This window comes from Arthrobacter sp. BE255 (assembly GCF_031457335.1).
In the GTDB taxonomy this organism is placed as follows: domain Bacteria; phylum Actinomycetota; class Actinomycetes; order Actinomycetales; family Micrococcaceae; genus Arthrobacter.
The window spans coordinates 612,609-629,470 of sequence record NZ_JAVDWK010000001.1 but is presented as its reverse complement, the minus strand read 5'-3'; the positions used below and the strand labels follow the sequence as shown (position 1 = coordinate 629,470).

The 16,862-nt window shown below is 65.9% G+C and carries 15 protein-coding genes and 2 tRNA genes; 12 read left to right on the top strand and 5 right to left on the bottom strand.

Annotated features, from left to right (window positions below):
- The first annotated feature begins 76 nt into the window (after positions 1 to 76).
- Positions 77 to 152, top strand: a tRNA-Lys gene (locus J2X42_RS02930).
- 253 nt (positions 153 to 405) lie between these two features.
- On the opposite strand, the gene J2X42_RS02925 is transcribed toward J2X42_RS02930, so the two are convergent.
- Together J2X42_RS02925 and J2X42_RS02920 are read right to left on the bottom strand one after the other, a co-directional pair.
- A complete protein-coding gene (locus J2X42_RS02925) occupies positions 406 to 1,086 on the bottom strand; it encodes an HNH endonuclease family protein (protein WP_310161960.1) in 681 nt (226 codons plus the stop codon).
- A gap of 133 nt (positions 1,087 to 1,219) precedes the next feature.
- On the bottom strand, positions 1,220 to 1,675 hold the full coding sequence (locus J2X42_RS02920) for a MarR family transcriptional regulator (RefSeq protein WP_310162184.1): 456 nt from the start codon (positions 1,673 to 1,675) through the stop codon (positions 1,220 to 1,222).
- A gap of 95 nt (positions 1,676 to 1,770) precedes the next feature.
- On the opposite strand from J2X42_RS02920, the gene bcp reads away from it, so the two are divergent.
- The 8 genes from bcp (at position 1,771) to J2X42_RS02880 (ending at position 11,788) form a co-directional block, all read left to right on the top strand.
- Entirely contained in the window at positions 1,771 to 2,244 is a 474-nt protein-coding gene (gene bcp, locus J2X42_RS02915; RefSeq protein ID WP_310161959.1) for a thioredoxin-dependent thiol peroxidase, read from the top strand.
- Between the two features lie 90 nt (positions 2,245 to 2,334).
- A tRNA-Leu gene (locus J2X42_RS02910) sits at positions 2,335 to 2,416 on the top strand.
- 274 nt (positions 2,417 to 2,690) lie between these two features.
- Positions 2,691 to 3,365: a fasciclin domain-containing protein gene (locus tag J2X42_RS02905; RefSeq protein ID WP_131131744.1), complete on the top strand. Its 675-nt coding sequence runs from the start codon at positions 2,691 to 2,693 to the stop codon at positions 3,363 to 3,365.
- Between the two features lie 195 nt (positions 3,366 to 3,560).
- Positions 3,561 to 5,234, top strand: coding sequence for an ABC transporter substrate-binding protein (locus tag J2X42_RS02900; RefSeq protein WP_310161957.1), 1,674 nt, complete (start codon positions 3,561 to 3,563; stop codon positions 5,232 to 5,234).
- Positions 5,235 to 5,313: 79 nt separating this feature from the next.
- Positions 5,314 to 6,816 (top strand): malate:quinone oxidoreductase, encoded by a 1,503-nt coding sequence (locus tag J2X42_RS02895; protein WP_310161955.1) that lies wholly within the window; start codon positions 5,314 to 5,316, stop codon positions 6,814 to 6,816.
- Between the two features lie 69 nt (positions 6,817 to 6,885).
- Positions 6,886 to 10,101, top strand: a complete 3,216-nt coding sequence (locus J2X42_RS02890; RefSeq protein WP_310161953.1) for an efflux RND transporter permease subunit — start codon at positions 6,886 to 6,888, stop codon at positions 10,099 to 10,101.
- A 116-nt stretch (positions 10,102 to 10,217) separates the two neighbouring features.
- Complete coding sequence (locus J2X42_RS02885; RefSeq protein WP_310161950.1) at positions 10,218 to 11,327, top strand: LLM class flavin-dependent oxidoreductase; 1,110 nt, start codon at positions 10,218 to 10,220, stop codon at positions 11,325 to 11,327.
- Positions 11,327 to 11,788 carry a MarR family winged helix-turn-helix transcriptional regulator gene (locus J2X42_RS02880; protein ID WP_310161948.1) on the top strand — a complete coding sequence of 154 codons (462 nt, stop codon included), beginning with the start codon at positions 11,327 to 11,329 and terminating at the stop codon, positions 11,786 to 11,788. The genes J2X42_RS02885 and J2X42_RS02880 overlap by 1 nt, the downstream gene beginning before the upstream one ends.
- A gap of 64 nt (positions 11,789 to 11,852) precedes the next feature.
- On the opposite strand, the gene J2X42_RS02875 is transcribed toward J2X42_RS02880, so the two are convergent.
- The gene (locus J2X42_RS02875) at positions 11,853 to 12,659 is read right to left on the bottom strand and encodes a transglutaminase family protein (RefSeq protein WP_310161946.1); all 807 of its coding nucleotides are present in this window, start codon (positions 12,657 to 12,659) and stop codon (positions 11,853 to 11,855) included.
- Between the two features lie 72 nt (positions 12,660 to 12,731).
- Complete coding sequence (locus tag J2X42_RS02870; RefSeq protein ID WP_310161945.1) at positions 12,732 to 13,535, bottom strand: hypothetical protein; 804 nt, start codon at positions 13,533 to 13,535, stop codon at positions 12,732 to 12,734.
- Positions 13,536 to 13,603: 68 nt separating this feature from the next.
- On the opposite strand from J2X42_RS02870, the gene J2X42_RS02865 reads away from it, so the two are divergent.
- The 3 genes from J2X42_RS02865 to J2X42_RS02855 are packed head-to-tail and all read left to right on the top strand — an operon-like array spanning position 13,604 to position 15,682.
- Positions 13,604 to 14,266, top strand: a complete 663-nt coding sequence (locus tag J2X42_RS02865; protein WP_310161943.1) for a DUF1684 domain-containing protein — start codon at positions 13,604 to 13,606, stop codon at positions 14,264 to 14,266.
- 52 nt (positions 14,267 to 14,318) lie between these two features.
- Positions 14,319 to 15,161 (top strand): fumarylacetoacetate hydrolase family protein, encoded by an 843-nt coding sequence (locus J2X42_RS02860; protein ID WP_310161941.1) that lies wholly within the window; start codon positions 14,319 to 14,321, stop codon positions 15,159 to 15,161.
- A gap of 17 nt (positions 15,162 to 15,178) precedes the next feature.
- Entirely contained in the window at positions 15,179 to 15,682 is a 504-nt protein-coding gene (locus J2X42_RS02855; protein ID WP_310161939.1) for a GtrA family protein, read from the top strand.
- A gap of 15 nt (positions 15,683 to 15,697) precedes the next feature.
- Here J2X42_RS02855 and J2X42_RS02850 read toward each other — a convergent pair whose 3' ends face one another.
- The gene (locus tag J2X42_RS02850) at positions 15,698 to 16,855 is read right to left on the bottom strand and encodes a cysteine desulfurase family protein (RefSeq protein WP_310161937.1); all 1,158 of its coding nucleotides are present in this window, start codon (positions 16,853 to 16,855) and stop codon (positions 15,698 to 15,700) included.
- Between the last annotated feature and the right edge of the window lie 7 nt (positions 16,856 to 16,862).

Here is a 16,862-nt window from a genome sequence, read left to right as displayed (position 1 = left end):
AAGTTCGTGTAGAGTTTCATGTCGTTGCGGAGATCAACCGGGAAATAAAAAGCCCCGGGAGATCAAAACACAAGATGCACCTCTAGCTCAATTGGCAGAGCAATTGACTCTTAATCAATGGGTTCCGGGTTCAAGTCCCGGGGGGTGCACCAACCGAAACCCCGTCTTCATGGCCACAAGCCAGGAAGGCGGGGTTTTGCTTTGCCCGTCGATATCATCTGGGCATATTTGCGCGCTATTTCCCCGCCCCTCCGTGGACACCGCAGAGGCACGCCGGGCTTCCGTCCACCGGCCACCCGTGACGGTACCCCGCCAAGGAAGCCCTGGCCCTGGCGGGCACCAGGTTCATGGCCGAGGCCCGGCAGGCTGGGAATCCGGGGACACCTGGCAGCGGACGTGCGGGGCCTAGCTGCAGGCGCCCAGGATTCCAGCTATCGCATCGTGCTCGGCCGGAGTGACCCACAGCCGGTACTTGGCCTTCACGGCCGTCTGGCGCGCCACGTATTCGCAGCGGAACGTCCTGTTCGGCGGGAGCCACGTGGCTGCGTCCTTATCTCCCTTGGCACTGTTCGTGGGGCCATCTGCTGCCATAAGGTTCAGCGGGTCGTTGGCCAGCTGCTTGCGCTGGTCTGTGGTGAGCTGCTGGGCGCCTTTCTGCCACGCGTCCGACAGGGCAACGAGGTGGTCGATCTGGACGGCAGAACTGGTGGTGTTGCCACGGACGAAGTTGATGGTCGTGCCTGTGTACCTGTCCGCCAGGGTGCCAGTCAGGACCACACAGTCCTGCGTCCCGGGCTTGAACGTTTCGCCTTCGAGGTCCCTGGCAAGGATGTCGTTGCGCGTGTCACAGCCGTTGCGGTCGACGTCGGCCCATGCGGGGCCGAAATCATCGCGGCTGTAGCCGGTCTTCGGCGCCCTGCCCTTCACCGGGACGGTGTCCAGCTGGGCGAGGGCAGCCGCGGCTTCGGTGTCGAACGTCCTTGGTCCGGCATGGGCTGCGGTGTCGCAGCCGGCGAGGGAACCTGCAAGGAGCAGTCCTGTGAGGAGGGCAGCGGTCTTGGTGCTGGCGGCGCGGTTGATCAACAAATTCCTTCATGGGCACGGACCGGGGCTTCGCCGCCGCGCGACGGGACACGGTCACAAGCGACCTGTTGGCGATTAAATAAAAGCGCGCAACCACCGTCGAGCCAGTGATTGCGCCTGCCGGGCGGTGGTGCAGTCAGCCTACCGGGGAACCGTCCGCCAAAGCCTTGGACTCAGGGGAAGCGAATTGGCTTGCCAGTTCCCGGACCACGGCCTGGAGCTCCTGGCGCAAGACATCAGGGTCAATCGAAGCGGCCGCCAGGACCGAACGTTCCATCTCAACTGCGGCAGTCACCGCCTCGCGTCCACGGTCCGTCAGGGAGACGACGTGGCTACGGCGGTCCGATGTGCTGCGGACACGGGCGATGTGTCCGTGTGTTTCCAGCCTGCTCAGCGTCTTGCCCATGGTCTGCGCCTGGACGCGGACGTACTGGGCCAGCTGCGCTTGCGTCATGGGGCCCTGGGCCGCCAGGACTTCGATCGCGATGACACCGGCATGGGTCAACCCAATGGCGCCGAGTTTTTCGTTCCACGAGTGTTCTACGAGACGGGCCGCGGTGGACAGTAGGCGCCCAGTGGGCCAGTGATCCATATCAGGCATACCAGCAGTATAGCCAAGTGCCGATTCGCCCCGGTCCAGCACGCTTACTAAGCTGGAATGTCCCGCCTTCAACTAGGAGATTAACTGTGGCTGACAGACTCACGACCGGTACGGAAGCACCAGGCTTCACTTTGAAGGATTCGCACGGAAAGGACGTCAGCCTCGCTTCCATGCGCGGCCGCAGCACCGTTGTGTACTTCTATCCCGCGGCATCCACCCCTGGCTGCACCAAGCAGGCCTGCGATTTCCGTGACAGCCTGGCCTCCTTGCAGGCGGCCGGTTACGAAGTCCTGGGCATCTCCCCCGACCCCGTGGAGAAGCTGGCAAAATTCGCCGCCGCCGAAGCCCTCAGCTTTCCACTTCTCTCGGACGAAGACCACGCGGTTGCCGAGGCCTACGGCGCATGGGGCGAGAAGAAGAACTACGGAAAGACCTACCAGGGCCTGATCCGCTCAACCATCGTGGTGGACCCCGATGGCAAGGTGTCCATAGCGCAGTACAACGTCCGTGCGACAGGCCATGTGGCAAAGCTTCGCCGGGACCTCAAGCTTGATTCCTAAAGGTTCCGGCGGCTGACGGAACCCGTCGCCGGCCGGCGCTACAATGGAACCTGGCATCCGCCGTCGCAGGTTTTTTGCGGGGGCAGCCAAGCGCGAGTGGTGAAATTGGCAGACACGCAGGATTTAGGTTCCTGTGCCTTCGGGCGTGGGGGTTCAAGTCCCCCCTTGCGCACAGCCAGACAAATGAAAATACGCAATCCCGGGCCCCAGCGGCCCGGGATTGTGTTGTTTAAGCCCCGGAGAAGCCTGGAATTCCGCGGATTTTGAGCCGACAGGGCGCCAACCCAAAAAAACTCCTTGAGATTCACCCATCCGCTTCACGGCAGCGCCCGAATACACAGTGAGACACCAGCCAAGGGCAGGTGCCCACCAAGTCGGAAAAGGCCACATGCGGCAGGCAGATTGCCCGCAGCAGGCAATGATCGGCACTAACAAGGAGAATCGAAATGCAGTCAATCAAGCGCACAACTTTCACCGTTGCAGGTGTTGCAGCTGCAGCTCTGCTCAGCCTGACCGCTTGCGGCGGCTCGGCCACCACGGCGAACTCTTCCTCAGCACCGGCATCCACGCCCTCTGCCTCCAGCATGGCGCCGTCACCGTCGGCCAGCTCCGCTGCCCCCATGGACCCGGCAGCCAACCTGGTTGGTGCCGGCTGTGCAGGCTACGCCGAGAAGGTTCCGACCGGCGCAGGCTCCGTTGCCGGCATGGCACTGGATCCCGTTGCCGTTGCAGCTTCGAACAACCCCATCCTCACCACCCTGACGGCGGCTGTCTCCGGCAAGCTGAACCCCAAAGTTGACCTCGTGGACACCCTGAACGGCGGCGAGTTCACGGTCTTCGCTCCGGTCGATGACGCCTTCGCCAAGATCGACGCTGCCACCATCGAGACGCTCAAGACCGACGACGCCCTGCTGAGCAAGATCCTGACCTACCACGTGGTCCCCGGCCAGATCACTCCGGACAAGATCGCCGGCACCCACGCCACGGTCCAGGGCGGATCAGTCACCGTCACGGGCAGCAAGGATGCCCTCATGGTTGATGGCGCCAGCGTGATCTGCGGCGGCGTCCAGACCAAGAACGCCACCGTTTACCTGATCGACTCGGTGCTGATGCCCAAGTAACCCTGGGCGCAGTCAACACCGGGCTCCCCTGGAGCCGCCCGGCCTGACTCCCCCGGCGGCTCCGCGCACAACGTTGGACCCGGCCCTCACAGGCCGGGTCCAACTGCGTCCCCGGGACCTTCCGGGTCCGTCAACTAGACTGGGCTGGCCCCCGCAGACAGCGGAGCCAGCCCGCAGCCCAGAGGTGATCAACGAGTGCCCAGCAGTACATCGCGACGAACGGTGATCAAGACAGGCGCCGTTTTCCTGGCTTTGGGCATGACGTCCTGCACCGGCGTCCCGGGTCCCTCACCCTCTTCCCCCACCACGTCGACGCCATCAGCGGGAGACGGTCCGTCCGCCACCTTCACGTTCGGCACGGCCTCCCAGCCGCTTGGGCTCGACCCGGCACTCTCCAGCGATGTTGAGTCCTACCGGATCACGCGGCAGATCCTCGAAGGCCTGGTGGGAGTGGACCAAACAACGGGCAAACCCACGCCGCTGCTGGCCACCGAGTGGACCGAATCAGACGAAGGCCGCTCCTACACCTTCAAGCTGCGCAGCGGAGTCACTTTCCACGACGGAACCCCCTTCAACGCAGACGCCGTCTGCGCCAACTTCAACCGCTGGTTCGCATTCCCGGCGGCGCTCCGCCAACAGGCCCCGGGAAGTTCCTTCAAGGGTGTCTTCAAGGCGCACTCCGACGAGGCATCCCTTTCCATTTTCAAGAGCTGCACGGCCGTTTCCGCCGACACTGTCCGGATCGACCTCACGCAACGCTTCACTGCTTTCCTCCAGGCCCTGACGTTGCCGGCTTTCGCCATGGCGTCGCCGGCGGCACTGGCCGCCGGGACTGCGGATGTGCTGGACCAGGTACGGGGCGGGCAGCCCCTGTCAGCCTTCGCCACCAATCCTGTGGGGACCGGCCCCTTCAGCCTCGGAACGTGGAATGACGCAGCCGTCACCTTGGTCAGCAACAAGGGCTACTGGGGCGAGCGGGGGCAAATCGCCACCATCAATTTCCTGACGTACGACCATCCGCAGACCCGCCTGCAGGCACTCCTCGACGGAAAGATCGACGGCTTCGACGCCGTCACGGTGGGAAACTTTGACCAGCTGGTCAAACGCGGCATGCAGATCGTGCAGCGGGACCCCTTCTCCGTAATGTACGTGGGCATCAACCAGGAAGTCCCGGTCCTCCAGGACGTGAAAGTACGGCAGGCGATCGAGATGGCGATCGACAAGGACACCCTGATCCGTAAATTCTTCATCGACAACACCGCCCAGGCCTCCCAGTTCGTTCCACCGAAGATCAGTGGCTTCAATAACGAAGCCCCGTCGCTGGGCCACGACCCGGCCAAGGCAAAGACCTACCTGGAAGACTCCGGCTATAACGGCGAAGAACTCAGGTTCTACTATCCGCTGAACGCCACCCGGCCCTACCTCCCCACGCCTGAAAAGGTCTACGCCGAGATCAGCCGGCAGCTGACCGCCGTCGGGCTGAACATCAAACCCGTCCCGGTGGACTGGTCCGACGGGTACCTGCAGAAAGTCCAGTCCCCCGGCGACCACGCCCTCCACCTGCTCGGCTGGAACGGTGCCTACGCCGACGCCGACAACTTTGTCGGGCCGCTGTTCGGCGAGAAGAACGGCGAGTTCGGATACCAGGACCCCCAGGTCTTCTCAAAAATCAACCGGGCCCGCAGCATGCCGCAGGGACAGGAGCGTGATGAGCAATATCACACCATCAATGTCCAGATCGCTGCGTCGGTTCCGGCCGTTCCCATTGCATTCCCCATCTCGGCACTGGCACTCTCGGACCGGGTGGCCAGCTACCCGGCCTCCCCGGTCTTAAACGAAGTTTTCACCAAGGTCCAGCTAAAGCCTTGACGGGCCCGTCCAATTTCAGTAAGAGGGTCACGCGGGGATATTCTGTGACAGCCAGAGCCGCTGCTATCGGAGACTCACTGTGACTTTTATTTCCAAGACCAAACATGCCGACGTCGTCCTGATCGGCGGCGGCATCATGAGCGCCACACTGGGGGCGTTCATCAAGCAGCTCGAACCCACCTGGACCATCTCCCTCTTCGAGCGCCTCGACGAGCCCGGACTGGAAAGCTCCGGTCCGTGGAACAACGCCGGAACCGGGCACGCCGCACTCTGCGAGCTCAACTACTCCCCCGCAGCCAAAGACGGCTCGGTGGACCCCACCAAGGCGCTGCTCATCAACGAACAGTTCCAGCTGTCCCGGCAGTTCTGGTCCCACCTCGTGGAGCAGTCCCTGATCGGTTCGCCGAAGGGCTTTATCAACACCGTCCCGCACATGAGCTTTGTCATCGGCGAGGACAACACCAAGTTCCTGCGGACCCGGTACGAGGCACTGAAGCCCCACCCTCTGTTCCGCAGCATGGAATACTCCGAGGACCACGGCCAGATCGCTAAATGGGCCCCTCTGATCGTCAAGGGCCGCGACCCGAAGCAGCGCATCGCCGCCACGCGGGCGGCCGAAGGCACCGACGTCGACTTCGGCGCACTGACCCGGGAGCTGACCACCTACCTCGGGAACAACGGCGTCGAGATCAACTACGGCCATGACGTGACGGGCATTTCCAAAGCGTCCGACGGCGGCTGGGACCTTTCGCTCAAATACCCGGCTTCCGGGGAACACGGCAGGATCCATGCCAAGTTCGTGTTTGTCGGCGCCGGCGGCGGCGCACTGCACCTGCTGCAGGCCTCGGGGATTCCGGAAAGCAAGGGCTTCGGCGGCTTCCCCGTCTCGGGCCAGTTCTTCCGCTGCACCGACGAGACCCTCGCCGCCCAGCACAGCGCCAAGGTCTATGGCCAGGCCTCTGTGGGCGCACCGCCCATGTCCGTGCCGCACCTGGACACCCGCTACGTCGACGGCAAACGCTCCCTGCTGTTCGGCCCGTACGCCGGTTTCTCCACGAACTTCCTGAAGAACGGCTCGTACCTGGACCTGCCCCTGTCCATCCGGCCCAGCAACATTATCCCGATGCTCGCCGTGGCCAAGGACAACATGGACCTCACGGCCTACCTCGTGAAGGAGGTGGCCAAGCGCCACGGCGACAAGGTGGAGGCGCTGCGCGAGTACTACCCCGAGGCCAAGGACGGCGACTGGGAACTCATCACCGCCGGCCAGCGTGTACAGATCATCAAGAAGGACCCGAAGAAGGGCGGCGTGCTGCAGTTCGGCACGGAAGTCATTGCCGGCCGCGACGGCTCCATCGGTGCGCTCCTGGGCGCTTCCCCCGGAGCCTCCACCGCGGTGCCGATCATGATCGAACTGCTGCAGAAGTCCTTCCCGAAGAACTTCAAGGGCTGGCAGGGCAAGCTCAAGGACATGATGCCCGGCTACGGCACCAAGCTGGACAGCAACCCGGAACTCGCCGAGGAACTTGAGAAGGCAACCGCCACTGCCCTCCAGCTGGAGAGCGTTTCCGCGACCCGCTGACCCTGCCGGGGTCGGCGGGCAGCAGTTCATCCCCATACCAGTCCGCCAACCCCGTCAGGAGACCACGCGATGTTCCGGCTGGCACAACTTTCACTGGCAAACAGGGCACTGATCGCCCTCATCACCGTCTTCGCGTCGGTGTTCGGGGTGATCACCATGTCCTCGCTGAAGCAGGAACTGATCCCCTCCATCGAGTTCCCGCAGATCACTGTGCTGTCCGCGATGCCCGGCGCTTCGCCGGAGGTGGTGGACAAGCAGGTCAGTGAGCCGCTGGAGAAGGCGCTGAACGGCGTCGAAGGTCTGGAATCGACGTCGTCAACATCCCGCACGGGCGTCTCACAGATCTCGATGACGTTCACGTACGGCTCCAACCTGGACCGGGCGCGGAACCAGATCGACCGGGCCATCTCCAATGCCAAACGCCAGTTGCCGGATGACGTCCAGCCGCAGGCCATCGCCGGCAGCATCAGCGATTTCCCCATCCTGTTCCTGGCGGTCTCCTCGGACAAATCCCTGAGCGGGCTTAATGCCGACCTGCAGCGGCTCAGCATCCCCCGGCTGCAGAAAATCGACGGCGTCCGCAGCGCCGATGTGACCGGCGGCGCCACCCAGCACATCCAGATCCTGCCGCGCATGGACGCCCTGGCGTCCACCGGCGCAACCATCACGGCGATCCGCGATGCACTGGCCAACAACGGGGCGCTGGTTCCTGTCGGAACCGTCGAAGAGGACGGGAAGACCCTCTCCCTCCAGATCGGCAGTCCGGTGGACTCCCTCGACGCCGTCCGGGCCCTGCCTCTTGCCGGCACGAAGCAGCCTGCAACCATCGGCTCCGTGGCGGACGTCTCGCTCAAGGATGACGAACGCACCTCCATCTCCCGAACCAACGGCAAGGAAACGCTGGCGGTTTCCGTCACCAAGAAGCCCGAGGGCGACACGGTGGCCATCTCCCACGCCGTCGCAGGCATCATCGGTGACCTTGAAGCGGAATTAGGCTCCAACGCCACGTTCACGCCGGTCTTCGACCAGGCACCCTTCATTGAGAAGTCCATCAAGGACCTGACAACCGAGGGCCTGCTGGGCCTGGGGTTCGCCGTGGCCGTGATCCTCGTGTTCCTGATGTCGTCCCGCTCCACGCTGGTGACGGCGGTTTCCATTCCCCTGTCGCTCCTCATCACGTTCATCGGACTGTCAGCGACCGGCTACTCGCTGAATATCCTGACGCTGGGCGCACTGACCATCGCCATCGGCCGCGTGGTGGACGACTCGATCGTGGTCATCGAGAACATCAAACGCCACCTCGCCTACGGTGAGGACAAGGTCACCGCCATCCTGACGGCAATCCGGGAAGTGGCCGGGGCGATTACCGCCTCAACACTGACCACGGTGGCCGTCTTCCTGCCCATCGCGTTCGTTGGCGAACTCGCCGGCGAACTCTTCCGCCCGTTCGCGCTCACCGTCACCATGGCACTGCTGGCATCCCTGCTGGTGTCGCTGACCATCGTTCCCGTGCTGGCGTACTGGTTCCTGAAGTCCCCGGCGGTCGCTGCCCCCGGATCCGCTGTCGCCCGCGAGGCTGCCGCGGCCGTGCGGGCCAGGGCACTGGAAGCCGAGCAGAAGAGCCTGCTGCAGCGGGGCTACCTCCCCATCCTGACCAAGACCCAGAAACATCCGGTGGTGACGCTGGTTGCCGCCGGGCTGGTGCTGGCCGCCACCGGCGCCATGACCCCGTTGTTGGCCACGGACCTGCTGGGCCAGTCCGGGCAGAACAGCCTCACCGTGCGCCAGGTCCTGCCGGGCGGCACCAGCCTGGCCGAGACCAGCGCCGCCGCCGTCCGGGTGGAAGAGGTGCTGCGCGGCATCGACGGCGTCAAGACCATCCAGGTCACGTCCGGCAATGCCCAGGCGGGCTTCGCCGCGCTGGTATCCTCCGGGGCCTCCAATTCGACCTTCACCGTGGTGACGGACGAAAAAGCGGACCAGGCTGAGCTTCAGGAAGAAGTCCGCACAGAGCTTTCCGGCATCCCCGACGCCGGGAAGATCTCCGTGGGCACGCAGCAGGGCGGCTTCGGCACCTCGTCCACGGTGGACATCACCCTGCGGGCCGCAACCTCCGCCGATCTCCGCACCGCAAGCGATGCGATGGTCGAGGCAATGGGCGGTGTGCCCGGCACCAGCGAGGTGGCCACAAACCTTGCAGCCAGCCAGAACGTTGTCCAGGTCAAGGTTGACCGTGCCAAGGCCGTGGCCGCCGGACTGAACGAGCAACAGGTGGCCGGCGTGCTCGCCGCAACGATCAGTCCGGTCCCCGCCGGGACGGTCCGGATCGAAACCGACGACTTCCCGGTCCAGATCGGCGAGGGAACCCGGTTCACCAGTGTTGAGGCTGTGCGCAACATCCCGCTTCCGGGGGGACGGGCCACGCTGGGCACCATTGCCGACGTCGAGCAGGTGGAGGTCCCGATCTCCATCACCGCCAGCAACGGGCAGCGGACCGCGAAAGTCTCCCTCACGCCGTCGGGCTCCAACCTTGGCGCCGTGAGCGCCGAAGTCCAGTCCCGGCTGGACGATGTCCAGCTGCCTGCCGGGGTCACGGCCACCCTGGGCGGGGCCACCACGCAGCAGGCAGAGTCCTTCCGGCAGCTGGGGCTGGCCCTCCTGGCCGCCATCGCCATTGTGTACGTGATTATGGTGGCCACCTTCAAATCCCTCGTCCAGCCGCTGATCCTGCTGGTGTCCGTCCCCTTCGCGGCCACCGGCGCCGTAGCGCTGCTCCTGGTGACCGGTGTGCCGCTGGGCCTGCCGTCGCTGATCGGCATGCTGATGCTCGTCGGAATTGTGGTGACCAACGCCATTGTGCTCATCGACCTGATCAACCAGTACCGGAAGCCCGGCGACGGCAGGGCGGGGATGCCGGTGGCGGACGCCATCACCCACGGCGCCCGGCAGCGCCTGAGGCCCATCCTCATGACAGCTCTCGCCACCGTGTTCGCGCTGACCCCCATGGCCCTGGGCCTGACGGGCGGCGGCGGCTTCATTTCGCAGCCGCTCGCCGTCGTGGTGATCGGCGGCCTGGTCTCCTCCACGGCCCTCACCCTGGTCCTGGTCCCTGTCCTCTACCGGCTGGTGGAGGGGCGCCGCGAGAGGAAGGCACTGCTCCGGGCGCTGCACGAGCGCCCGGAACTCGGTCCCGCGGACGACGTCGACGACGAGTTCCGCGACTGGACCACGGGCATGGTTCCCAAGGTCAGCGGCCGCCGCGCCGCACCGGGCGAGCCGGGCTAAACGAACGGGAATAATCCGGCCCCGGAGGCGTTGTATCCGTCGATAGATGCATATGCATCTAAATCGGGTATAGTGGTGGTAAGCCCACCACGGACAGCCAGAACGGAAGGCACATCATGCAGATCGGCGTATTCAGCGTCAGCGACATCACCGCTGACCCCACCACGGGACAGACCCCCACGGAGAACGAGCGCATCAAGGCCTCCGTCGCGATTGCCAAAAAGGTCGAGGAAATCGGCATGGACGTCTATGCCATCGGCGAGCACCACAACCGACCGTTCTTCTCGTCCTCCCCCACCACCACCCTCGCCTACATCGCGGCGCAGACCGAGCGGATCACGCTGTCCACCGCCACGACCCTGATCACCACGAATGATCCGGTGAAGATCGCCGAGGACTTCGCCATGCTCCAGCACCTGTCCGATGGCCGCGTGGACCTGGTACTGGGCCGCGGCAACACGGCCCCCGTCTACCCCTGGTTCGGGAAGAACATCCAGGACGGCGTGGAACTGGCCATCGAGAACTACAGCCTGCTGCGCCGGCTGTGGGACGAGGACACCGTGAACTGGTCCGGCAAGTTCCGGACCCCGCTGCAGAACTTCACCTCCACGCCCCGCCCGCTCGACGGCGTCGCCCCCTTTGTCTGGCACGGCTCCATCCGCACGCCGCAGATCGCCGAGGTGGCCGCGTACTACGGCGACGGGTTCTTCGCGAACAACATCTTCTGGCCCAAGGAGCACTACCAGCAGCTGATCGGGCTCTACCGCGAACGCTACGAGCACTACGGCCACGGCAAGGCGGACCAGGCGATCGTGGGGCTCGGCGGCCAGTTCTTCATGCGGAAGAACTCCCAGGATGCGGTCAAGGAGTTCCGGCCCTACTTCGACAACGCCCCTGTCTACGGCCACGGCCCGTCGCTGGAGGACTTCACCTCGCAGACCCCGCTCACGGTGGGCAGCCCGCAGGAAGTCATCGAAAAGACACTCACCTTCCGCGAGTACTTCGGTGACTACCAGCGCCAGCTGTTCCTGATCGACCACGCGGGCCTGCCGCTGAAGACCGTGCTGGAACAGCTTGACCTGTTCGGCGAGGAGGTCCTGCCGGTCCTGCGCAAGGAGTACGCGGCCCTCAAGCCTGCGCACGTTCCGGAACCGCCCACGCACGCCGGCCGGGTCGCCACCCTGTTGGCTGCGCAGAGCGCCGAGACAACCCCGTCGGAGGCGTGATGGCCACCGACGGCGAATCTCCGGTCAGGCTCGCCGCTGAAACCTGGGAGTCCCTGTTCCGGGCCCAGGTGGCCGTGATGCGGAAGCTCCAGGCCGGGCCCGCCTTCAAGAAGGTGGCGATTAACGAGTACGATGTCCTGTTCACGCTTTCCCGCTGCCCGTCGGGCTGGCTGCGGCTGAACGAACTCAACGATCATGTCCTGCTGAGCCAGTCCAGCCTCAGCAGGCTCGTGGAGCGGCTCGAAAAACGGGGACTGGTGGAGCGGATGGCGGCCCCCGAGGACGGCCGCGGGGTGCTGCTGAAGCTGACCGACGCCGGCGCCGAGCTGCAAAAGGACATCGGCCGGGAACACGTCCGGGATATCTCCGGGCTTCTGGGTCCTGCCCTGACCGCGGCCGAGCAGAAGGAACTGAGGCGGCTCACCGAGAAGCTGCGTCATTCCGTGGGCGCGCGCCACTGACCTGAGATTCTTTGTCCGGATGCGGAGGGTTTATGCCCCTGTATCCGGACAAAAAACTCCAGGCCTAGCGCAGCACGACGAGCCTGGCCGGGTCCTCAGCGGGCAGGTTGCCGTTCACTACTGCGGTGACGCGCATCTGGTGGAGGGTGAGGCTTCCGCCGACGGTGGACAGGAAAGCGGTATCGGCAGAGTCGCGGCCGGCCGTGATCCTGAGCATCGACTCCCGCGGGGCGAGCCCCGTGGGGTCGATGACGTGCCAGGCCCCGTTGACGTGGGCTTCGGCCACGGCGTGGAAATCCATCGGGCTCAGTCCCGGCGCGTAGACAGCAGTCAGCCGCGCGGGGATGTCCTTGGACCGGAGCAGCGCGATGGCAAGGTGGGCGAAGTCGCGGCAGACGCCGCGGCGGTGCAGGAGGGTATCCACTGCTCCGTCGGTGCCCCGCGATGATCCGCTGATGTACCTCAGCTCGCCGTACACCCAGTTCCGCACGGCATGCAGCAGCTCCTCGCCGTGGAGCCCGCCGAATTCCGCATAGGCCGTGGGCAGGAGCCGGTCCGACTCGGCGTACCGGCTGGGGCGGACGTAGCGGATGAGGTCCGCCAGCGGTGCCTCCTCGGGGTCGGCCTGTCCGGCCACCGACGCCGAATAGTCGACTGTCACCTCGGACGGATCGGGGAACTCCATGTAGTGGATCCGGCCCCCATGGTGGTCCGATAATTCAGTCAGCGGAACCTGCGCGCCTTCAACCGTCACCGACAGGGATTCCTCGAACGAGGTGTAACCGGGGTTCCTGGCCACGGAAATGGCCAGCGCAACCTTGGTGTCGGCGACGGTCCTGAAAACCAGGCGGGCGGAAACAGAGCGGTCCATTGATCTCCGGGGTGTGTGGAAGTGGTTTGCCAGTCTCCGCTCTGGACCGGCGGGGGTGGGCCGGCAGCAGGACTAGTTTTTGATCTCCAGAGACATTAGCATCCGTTGGACGTTGGCGAATTCGGCGCCCTCATCCACGTACTTCGCAGCCTGGTCCAGGGTGTCAAAGGCCTTGGCGGGAGCCACCTTTTCATCCGGCGCGAACGCCCTGAGCGCCGGCAGGTCCCCGAAGGAGTAGTCACCCTTGCCGGCCGGGCCGCGGACCACGTTGCGCAGTTCGCACGCCTGCCCGTCGGCGCCGCCCACGATGTTCGTGATGCCGAAGGACCCGAAGTACCGGTAGCCCTGGATCACCCTGAACACCACATGCGGTGCGATGGTTCCCTCTCCTGCCAGTGCCGGCAGGTCCACCGGCACGCTGCTGATCACGGTGTAGGGCCGGCGCGCCGCCTCCGCGCATTCCGGGGCCGACGGCGGCAGTCCCGTCCGCAGCGAGGCAATGACGGTTCCGTCCGGCTTCTTTACCTCGACCTTCAGCGCACCTGCCATCGTCCCTTCCTCGGGCGTCACCGACTGGGCGATCCATTCCTCCGGCAGGTCGAAGCTCACCGTCTTGCCGGGGTCCGAAAAGGTCTTCCACGCAGCCGATGTGGCCCCCGCACCTGGCGTCGGCGAACCCTGGTCGCCGGACGCCGCCGGATCCGCCGACGCCGTTGCCGTTGCCGTCCCCGTCGGGGCAGCGGTGGACGCAGTCGCGTCCGGCTGCGCGGTCCAGGACGGTTCGGCCTGACCTTGGGCACTGCAGCCGGAGGCCACGCCTCCGCACACGAGCACGGCCATGATCCGGAACCCCAGCACTGCTGTCTTGCGCGTCATGCAGCCAGCGTAGCGCCGGGCGCCGCCGCCGCAAGGTAAGCGCGCTCCGAGGGACTAGGCTGGTGGCTATGGCGGAAGAGCAGTATGGCGTGGCGGACGACAGCCTGGCGGACATCTCCGCCATCGACATTGCGGATTGGCGCCTGCGGACGTTCTCCCTTTACGAGACGGTCCGGAAAATTTCGGTGGAGAGCCCCGCGGAGGCCCATTCCTATTGGCGGCACGAGCGTGACCGGATGTTTGCCACCCATCCGGCGTCTGCGCTGACCAGCCAGGACAAGGCGCGGTTTTCCGGACTCCGGACGGCGGACTACGATCCCATCTACCGCTTCCACGTGCCGCTGACCGGTGAAGGCGCGGGCCGGGAAATGTCGGTGGAAACCGCCACCGACGGCGTGGTCAACTTCGTCCGCCTCGGCACGTTCGACCTTCCGGAGATGGGACAGCTCGCCGTCTGGAAGCTTCAGGGATACGGCGGCGGCATCTTTGTTCCGTTCCGGGATGCAACGGCCGGGCAGCCGGGTGGGAGCTACGGTGCCGGACGCTACCTGATCGACACCATCAAGGGCGCCTTCCATGGTGTCCACGGCACCGGTCCCGGCGCTGAATTCGTGCTTGACTTCAACTTCGCGTACAACCCGTCCTGCGCCTACAACGAGGCATGGGCATGTCCGCTGGCCGGACCGTCGAACCGTCTCGCCGTCGAGATCCCTGCCGGCGAACTGTACTGACCGCCCGGCAACCGGGCCCCTGCCGCCGTCGCACGTCCCTGAAGGAAAACCTATGACCGCCCCGCTCCGCCTTGCCCGCGTCCGTCCCGTCTCCCCCGCGGCGCCCGGGGAACAGTTCTTTGTGGCCAACAGCGCCGCCGACTTCGCCAGTGACGCCGGCACCACCTGGACTGTGGTGGACACACCCTTCCCCGGATCCCCGGCCAACGCCGCCAGCCCTGCCCGCGCCGGCTGGACGCCGGGCGACAGTGTGCACCAGCGAAGCTTCGAGTTCCTCGCCCCCAGCGTCCCGGCCAACGTTCTGGGCATGGCCCACAACACGGGCGAGGCCGGCCGTGCCCTCCCGCGCCAGGCGTTCCACAAGGCCGCCACGAGCGTGATCGGACCCGGCGACGCCATTGAGCTGGCGTCAGACGCCGGCCATGTTGACCCTGAGGCGGAACTGGCCATCGTGATCGGCCGGAAGGCCCGGGGCCTGACTCCGGACACTGCGCGCAGCGCCGTGCTGGGATTCACCATCGGCAACGACGTGACCTCCCGGGACCTGCAGAAGTCGGACGAGCTGTGGACCAGCGCCAAGAGCCAGGACACTTTCACGCCTGCCGGGCCGTGGATCGTCACCAGCCTCGATGTCGCAGACCTGGCCATCGGCATCGTCCACAACGGCACTGTGCTGGCGCCTGCCAGCAGCGCGGACCTGGGCTGGAACGTGGACGAAATCCTGGTCTACCTGACGTCCTTCATGACCCTGCACCCCGGGGACCTGGTCCTGACCGGATTCCCGGCCGAGTGTGCGCCCATCGGCCCTGGCGATACGGTCACGTGCCGTGTGGAGGGCATCGGCGAACTCACCAACCCGGTGAAGGCAGCTTCCTGGGAGGGATCTGCGGCCTGATGTGTCAGGCTTGACCCATGGAATCCCCTGCTGCGCCCGCCGCCCAGCTGACGCAGCAGGCAGGCGTCCACCAAGGCCGCCGGGCACCATCCACCCGGCACTACCGCGGGATCCTGAAGTTCCCGGTGGTCCGCCAGCTCATCCGCTTCACCGGCGTGGGCATCGTCTGCACGGCCGCGTCGCTGGGGCTCTACGCACTGCTGCGCCCCTGGCTGGGTCCGCAGCTGGCCAATGCGGCCGCGCTGGTTGCCACGTCCTTCCTGAACACCGCCATGAACCGCAGGCTCACGTTCAAGATCACAGGGCAGCGCCGGATGGCCCGCGACCACCTGCATGGGCTGATCGTAATCGCCGTTGCCCTGGTCATCACGGGAAGCAGCCTGGGCATCCTGCACTGGCTGAGGCCCGAAGCAACTGTCGCCGACGAGCTCTGGACAACCACGCTGTCCGGTTTCCTGGCCACGGCTGTCCGCTTCACCATGCTCCGGCACTGGATCTTCCGCCGCGCCCGGCACATCTGACCGGGGATCGGCGCGTTATGCCCGGCCGAGGGTCCGGACGCTGGCGACGGCGGCCAGCACGGCCCGGGCAGCAGCGTCCAGGTCCGGGGCACTGACGGATGAATCAAAGCTGAACCGTACCGCGGTCTGCGCCACCTCGGCGGGGATGCCGAGTGCCGTCAGGACCGGTGAGGGCGCGTCTGACCCGGCCGCGCAGGCCGAACCGCTGGAGCACACCACTCCTTGCCGTTCGAGTTCGAGAAGGACGGATTCCCCGCTGGTGCCGGGAAAGCAGAAAGACGCCACGGACGGCAGCCGCTTCGTGGGGTGGCCGGTCAGGACAGCTCCGGGCACGCCGCCGAGCAACGCCGCCGTGAAGCTGTCACGCAGCGCCGCCACCCGGGCGCCCGAGCCGGCCTGGTCCCGCTGGGCCAGGGTGAGGGCGGTGGCCAGGCCTATGGCTCCGGCGACGTTCTCAGTGCCCGAGCGGCGGCCGCGTTCCTGTCCGCCGCCGTGGACAAGGGGTTCGATCCGGGTCCGTCCGCGGACGTAGAGTACGCCGCAGCCCTTGGGCGCCCCGAGTTTGTGGCCGGAAATGCTCAGTGCGTCCACGCCGATCGCCTTGACGTCCAGGGGCAGCCAGCCGGCGGCCTGGACGGCATCCGTGTGGAACGGGATGCCCTGCGCCCTGGCCAGCGCCGCCAGTTCGGCGATGGGCTGGACGGTGCCCACTTCATTGTTGGCGTACATCACGCTGACGAGGGCCGTTTCGGGGCGGAGGACGGCGGCAAGCGCCTCCGGGGTCACCAGCCCCGTCCCGTCAACGGGAACGACGTCCACCGCGAATCCGTGGAACCGTTCAAGGTAGCGTGCCGATTCATCCACGGCGGGGTGTTCGATGGCGCTGACCACCACGCGGTTGAGCCGCGGATCGGCAGCCTGCCGTGCCAGGGCAATGCCCTTCACGGCAAGGTTGTCGGCCTCGGTGCCGCCCGAGGTGAAGGTCACCTCGCCTGCCCTGCAGCCCAGCACATTTGCGACGGCGGCACGTGCGTCCGCGAGCGCGGCGGCCGCGGCCTCGCCCAGGGAATGATGGCTCGACGGGTTGCCGAATTCGCCGGTCAGGTAGGGCCACATCGCATCCAGCACCTCGCGGCGGACGGGGGTGGTGGCCGCGGCATCAAGGAAAATCACGGCGCGC

What these genes read in the sequence shown, in the direction of transcription:
- J2X42_RS02905 (WP_131131744.1), top strand. Translation starts at nt 2,691, where the DNA reads ATGCAGTCAATCAAGCGCACAACTTTCACCGTTGCAGGTGTTGCAGCT.
- J2X42_RS02890 (WP_310161953.1), top strand. Translation starts at nt 6,886, where the DNA reads ATGTTCCGGCTGGCACAACTTTCACTGGCAAACAGGGCACTGATCGCC.
- J2X42_RS02885 (WP_310161950.1), top strand. Translation starts at nt 10,218, where the DNA reads ATGCAGATCGGCGTATTCAGCGTCAGCGACATCACCGCTGACCCCACC.
- J2X42_RS02855 (WP_310161939.1), top strand. Translation starts at nt 15,179, where the DNA reads ATGGAATCCCCTGCTGCGCCCGCCGCCCAGCTGACGCAGCAGGCAGGC.
- J2X42_RS02870 (WP_310161945.1), bottom strand. Translation starts at nt 13,535, where the DNA reads ATGACGCGCAAGACAGCAGTGCTGGGGTTCCGGATCATGGCCGTGCTC.
- J2X42_RS02865 (WP_310161943.1), top strand. Translation starts at nt 13,604, where the DNA reads ATGGCGGAAGAGCAGTATGGCGTGGCGGACGACAGCCTGGCGGACATC.
- J2X42_RS02875 (WP_310161946.1), bottom strand. Translation starts at nt 12,659, where the DNA reads ATGGACCGCTCTGTTTCCGCCCGCCTGGTTTTCAGGACCGTCGCCGAC.
- J2X42_RS02880 (WP_310161948.1), top strand. Translation starts at nt 11,327, where the DNA reads ATGGCCACCGACGGCGAATCTCCGGTCAGGCTCGCCGCTGAAACCTGG.
- J2X42_RS02860 (WP_310161941.1), top strand. Translation starts at nt 14,319, where the DNA reads ATGACCGCCCCGCTCCGCCTTGCCCGCGTCCGTCCCGTCTCCCCCGCG.
- J2X42_RS02920 (WP_310162184.1), bottom strand. Translation starts at nt 1,675, where the DNA reads ATGGATCACTGGCCCACTGGGCGCCTACTGTCCACCGCGGCCCGTCTC.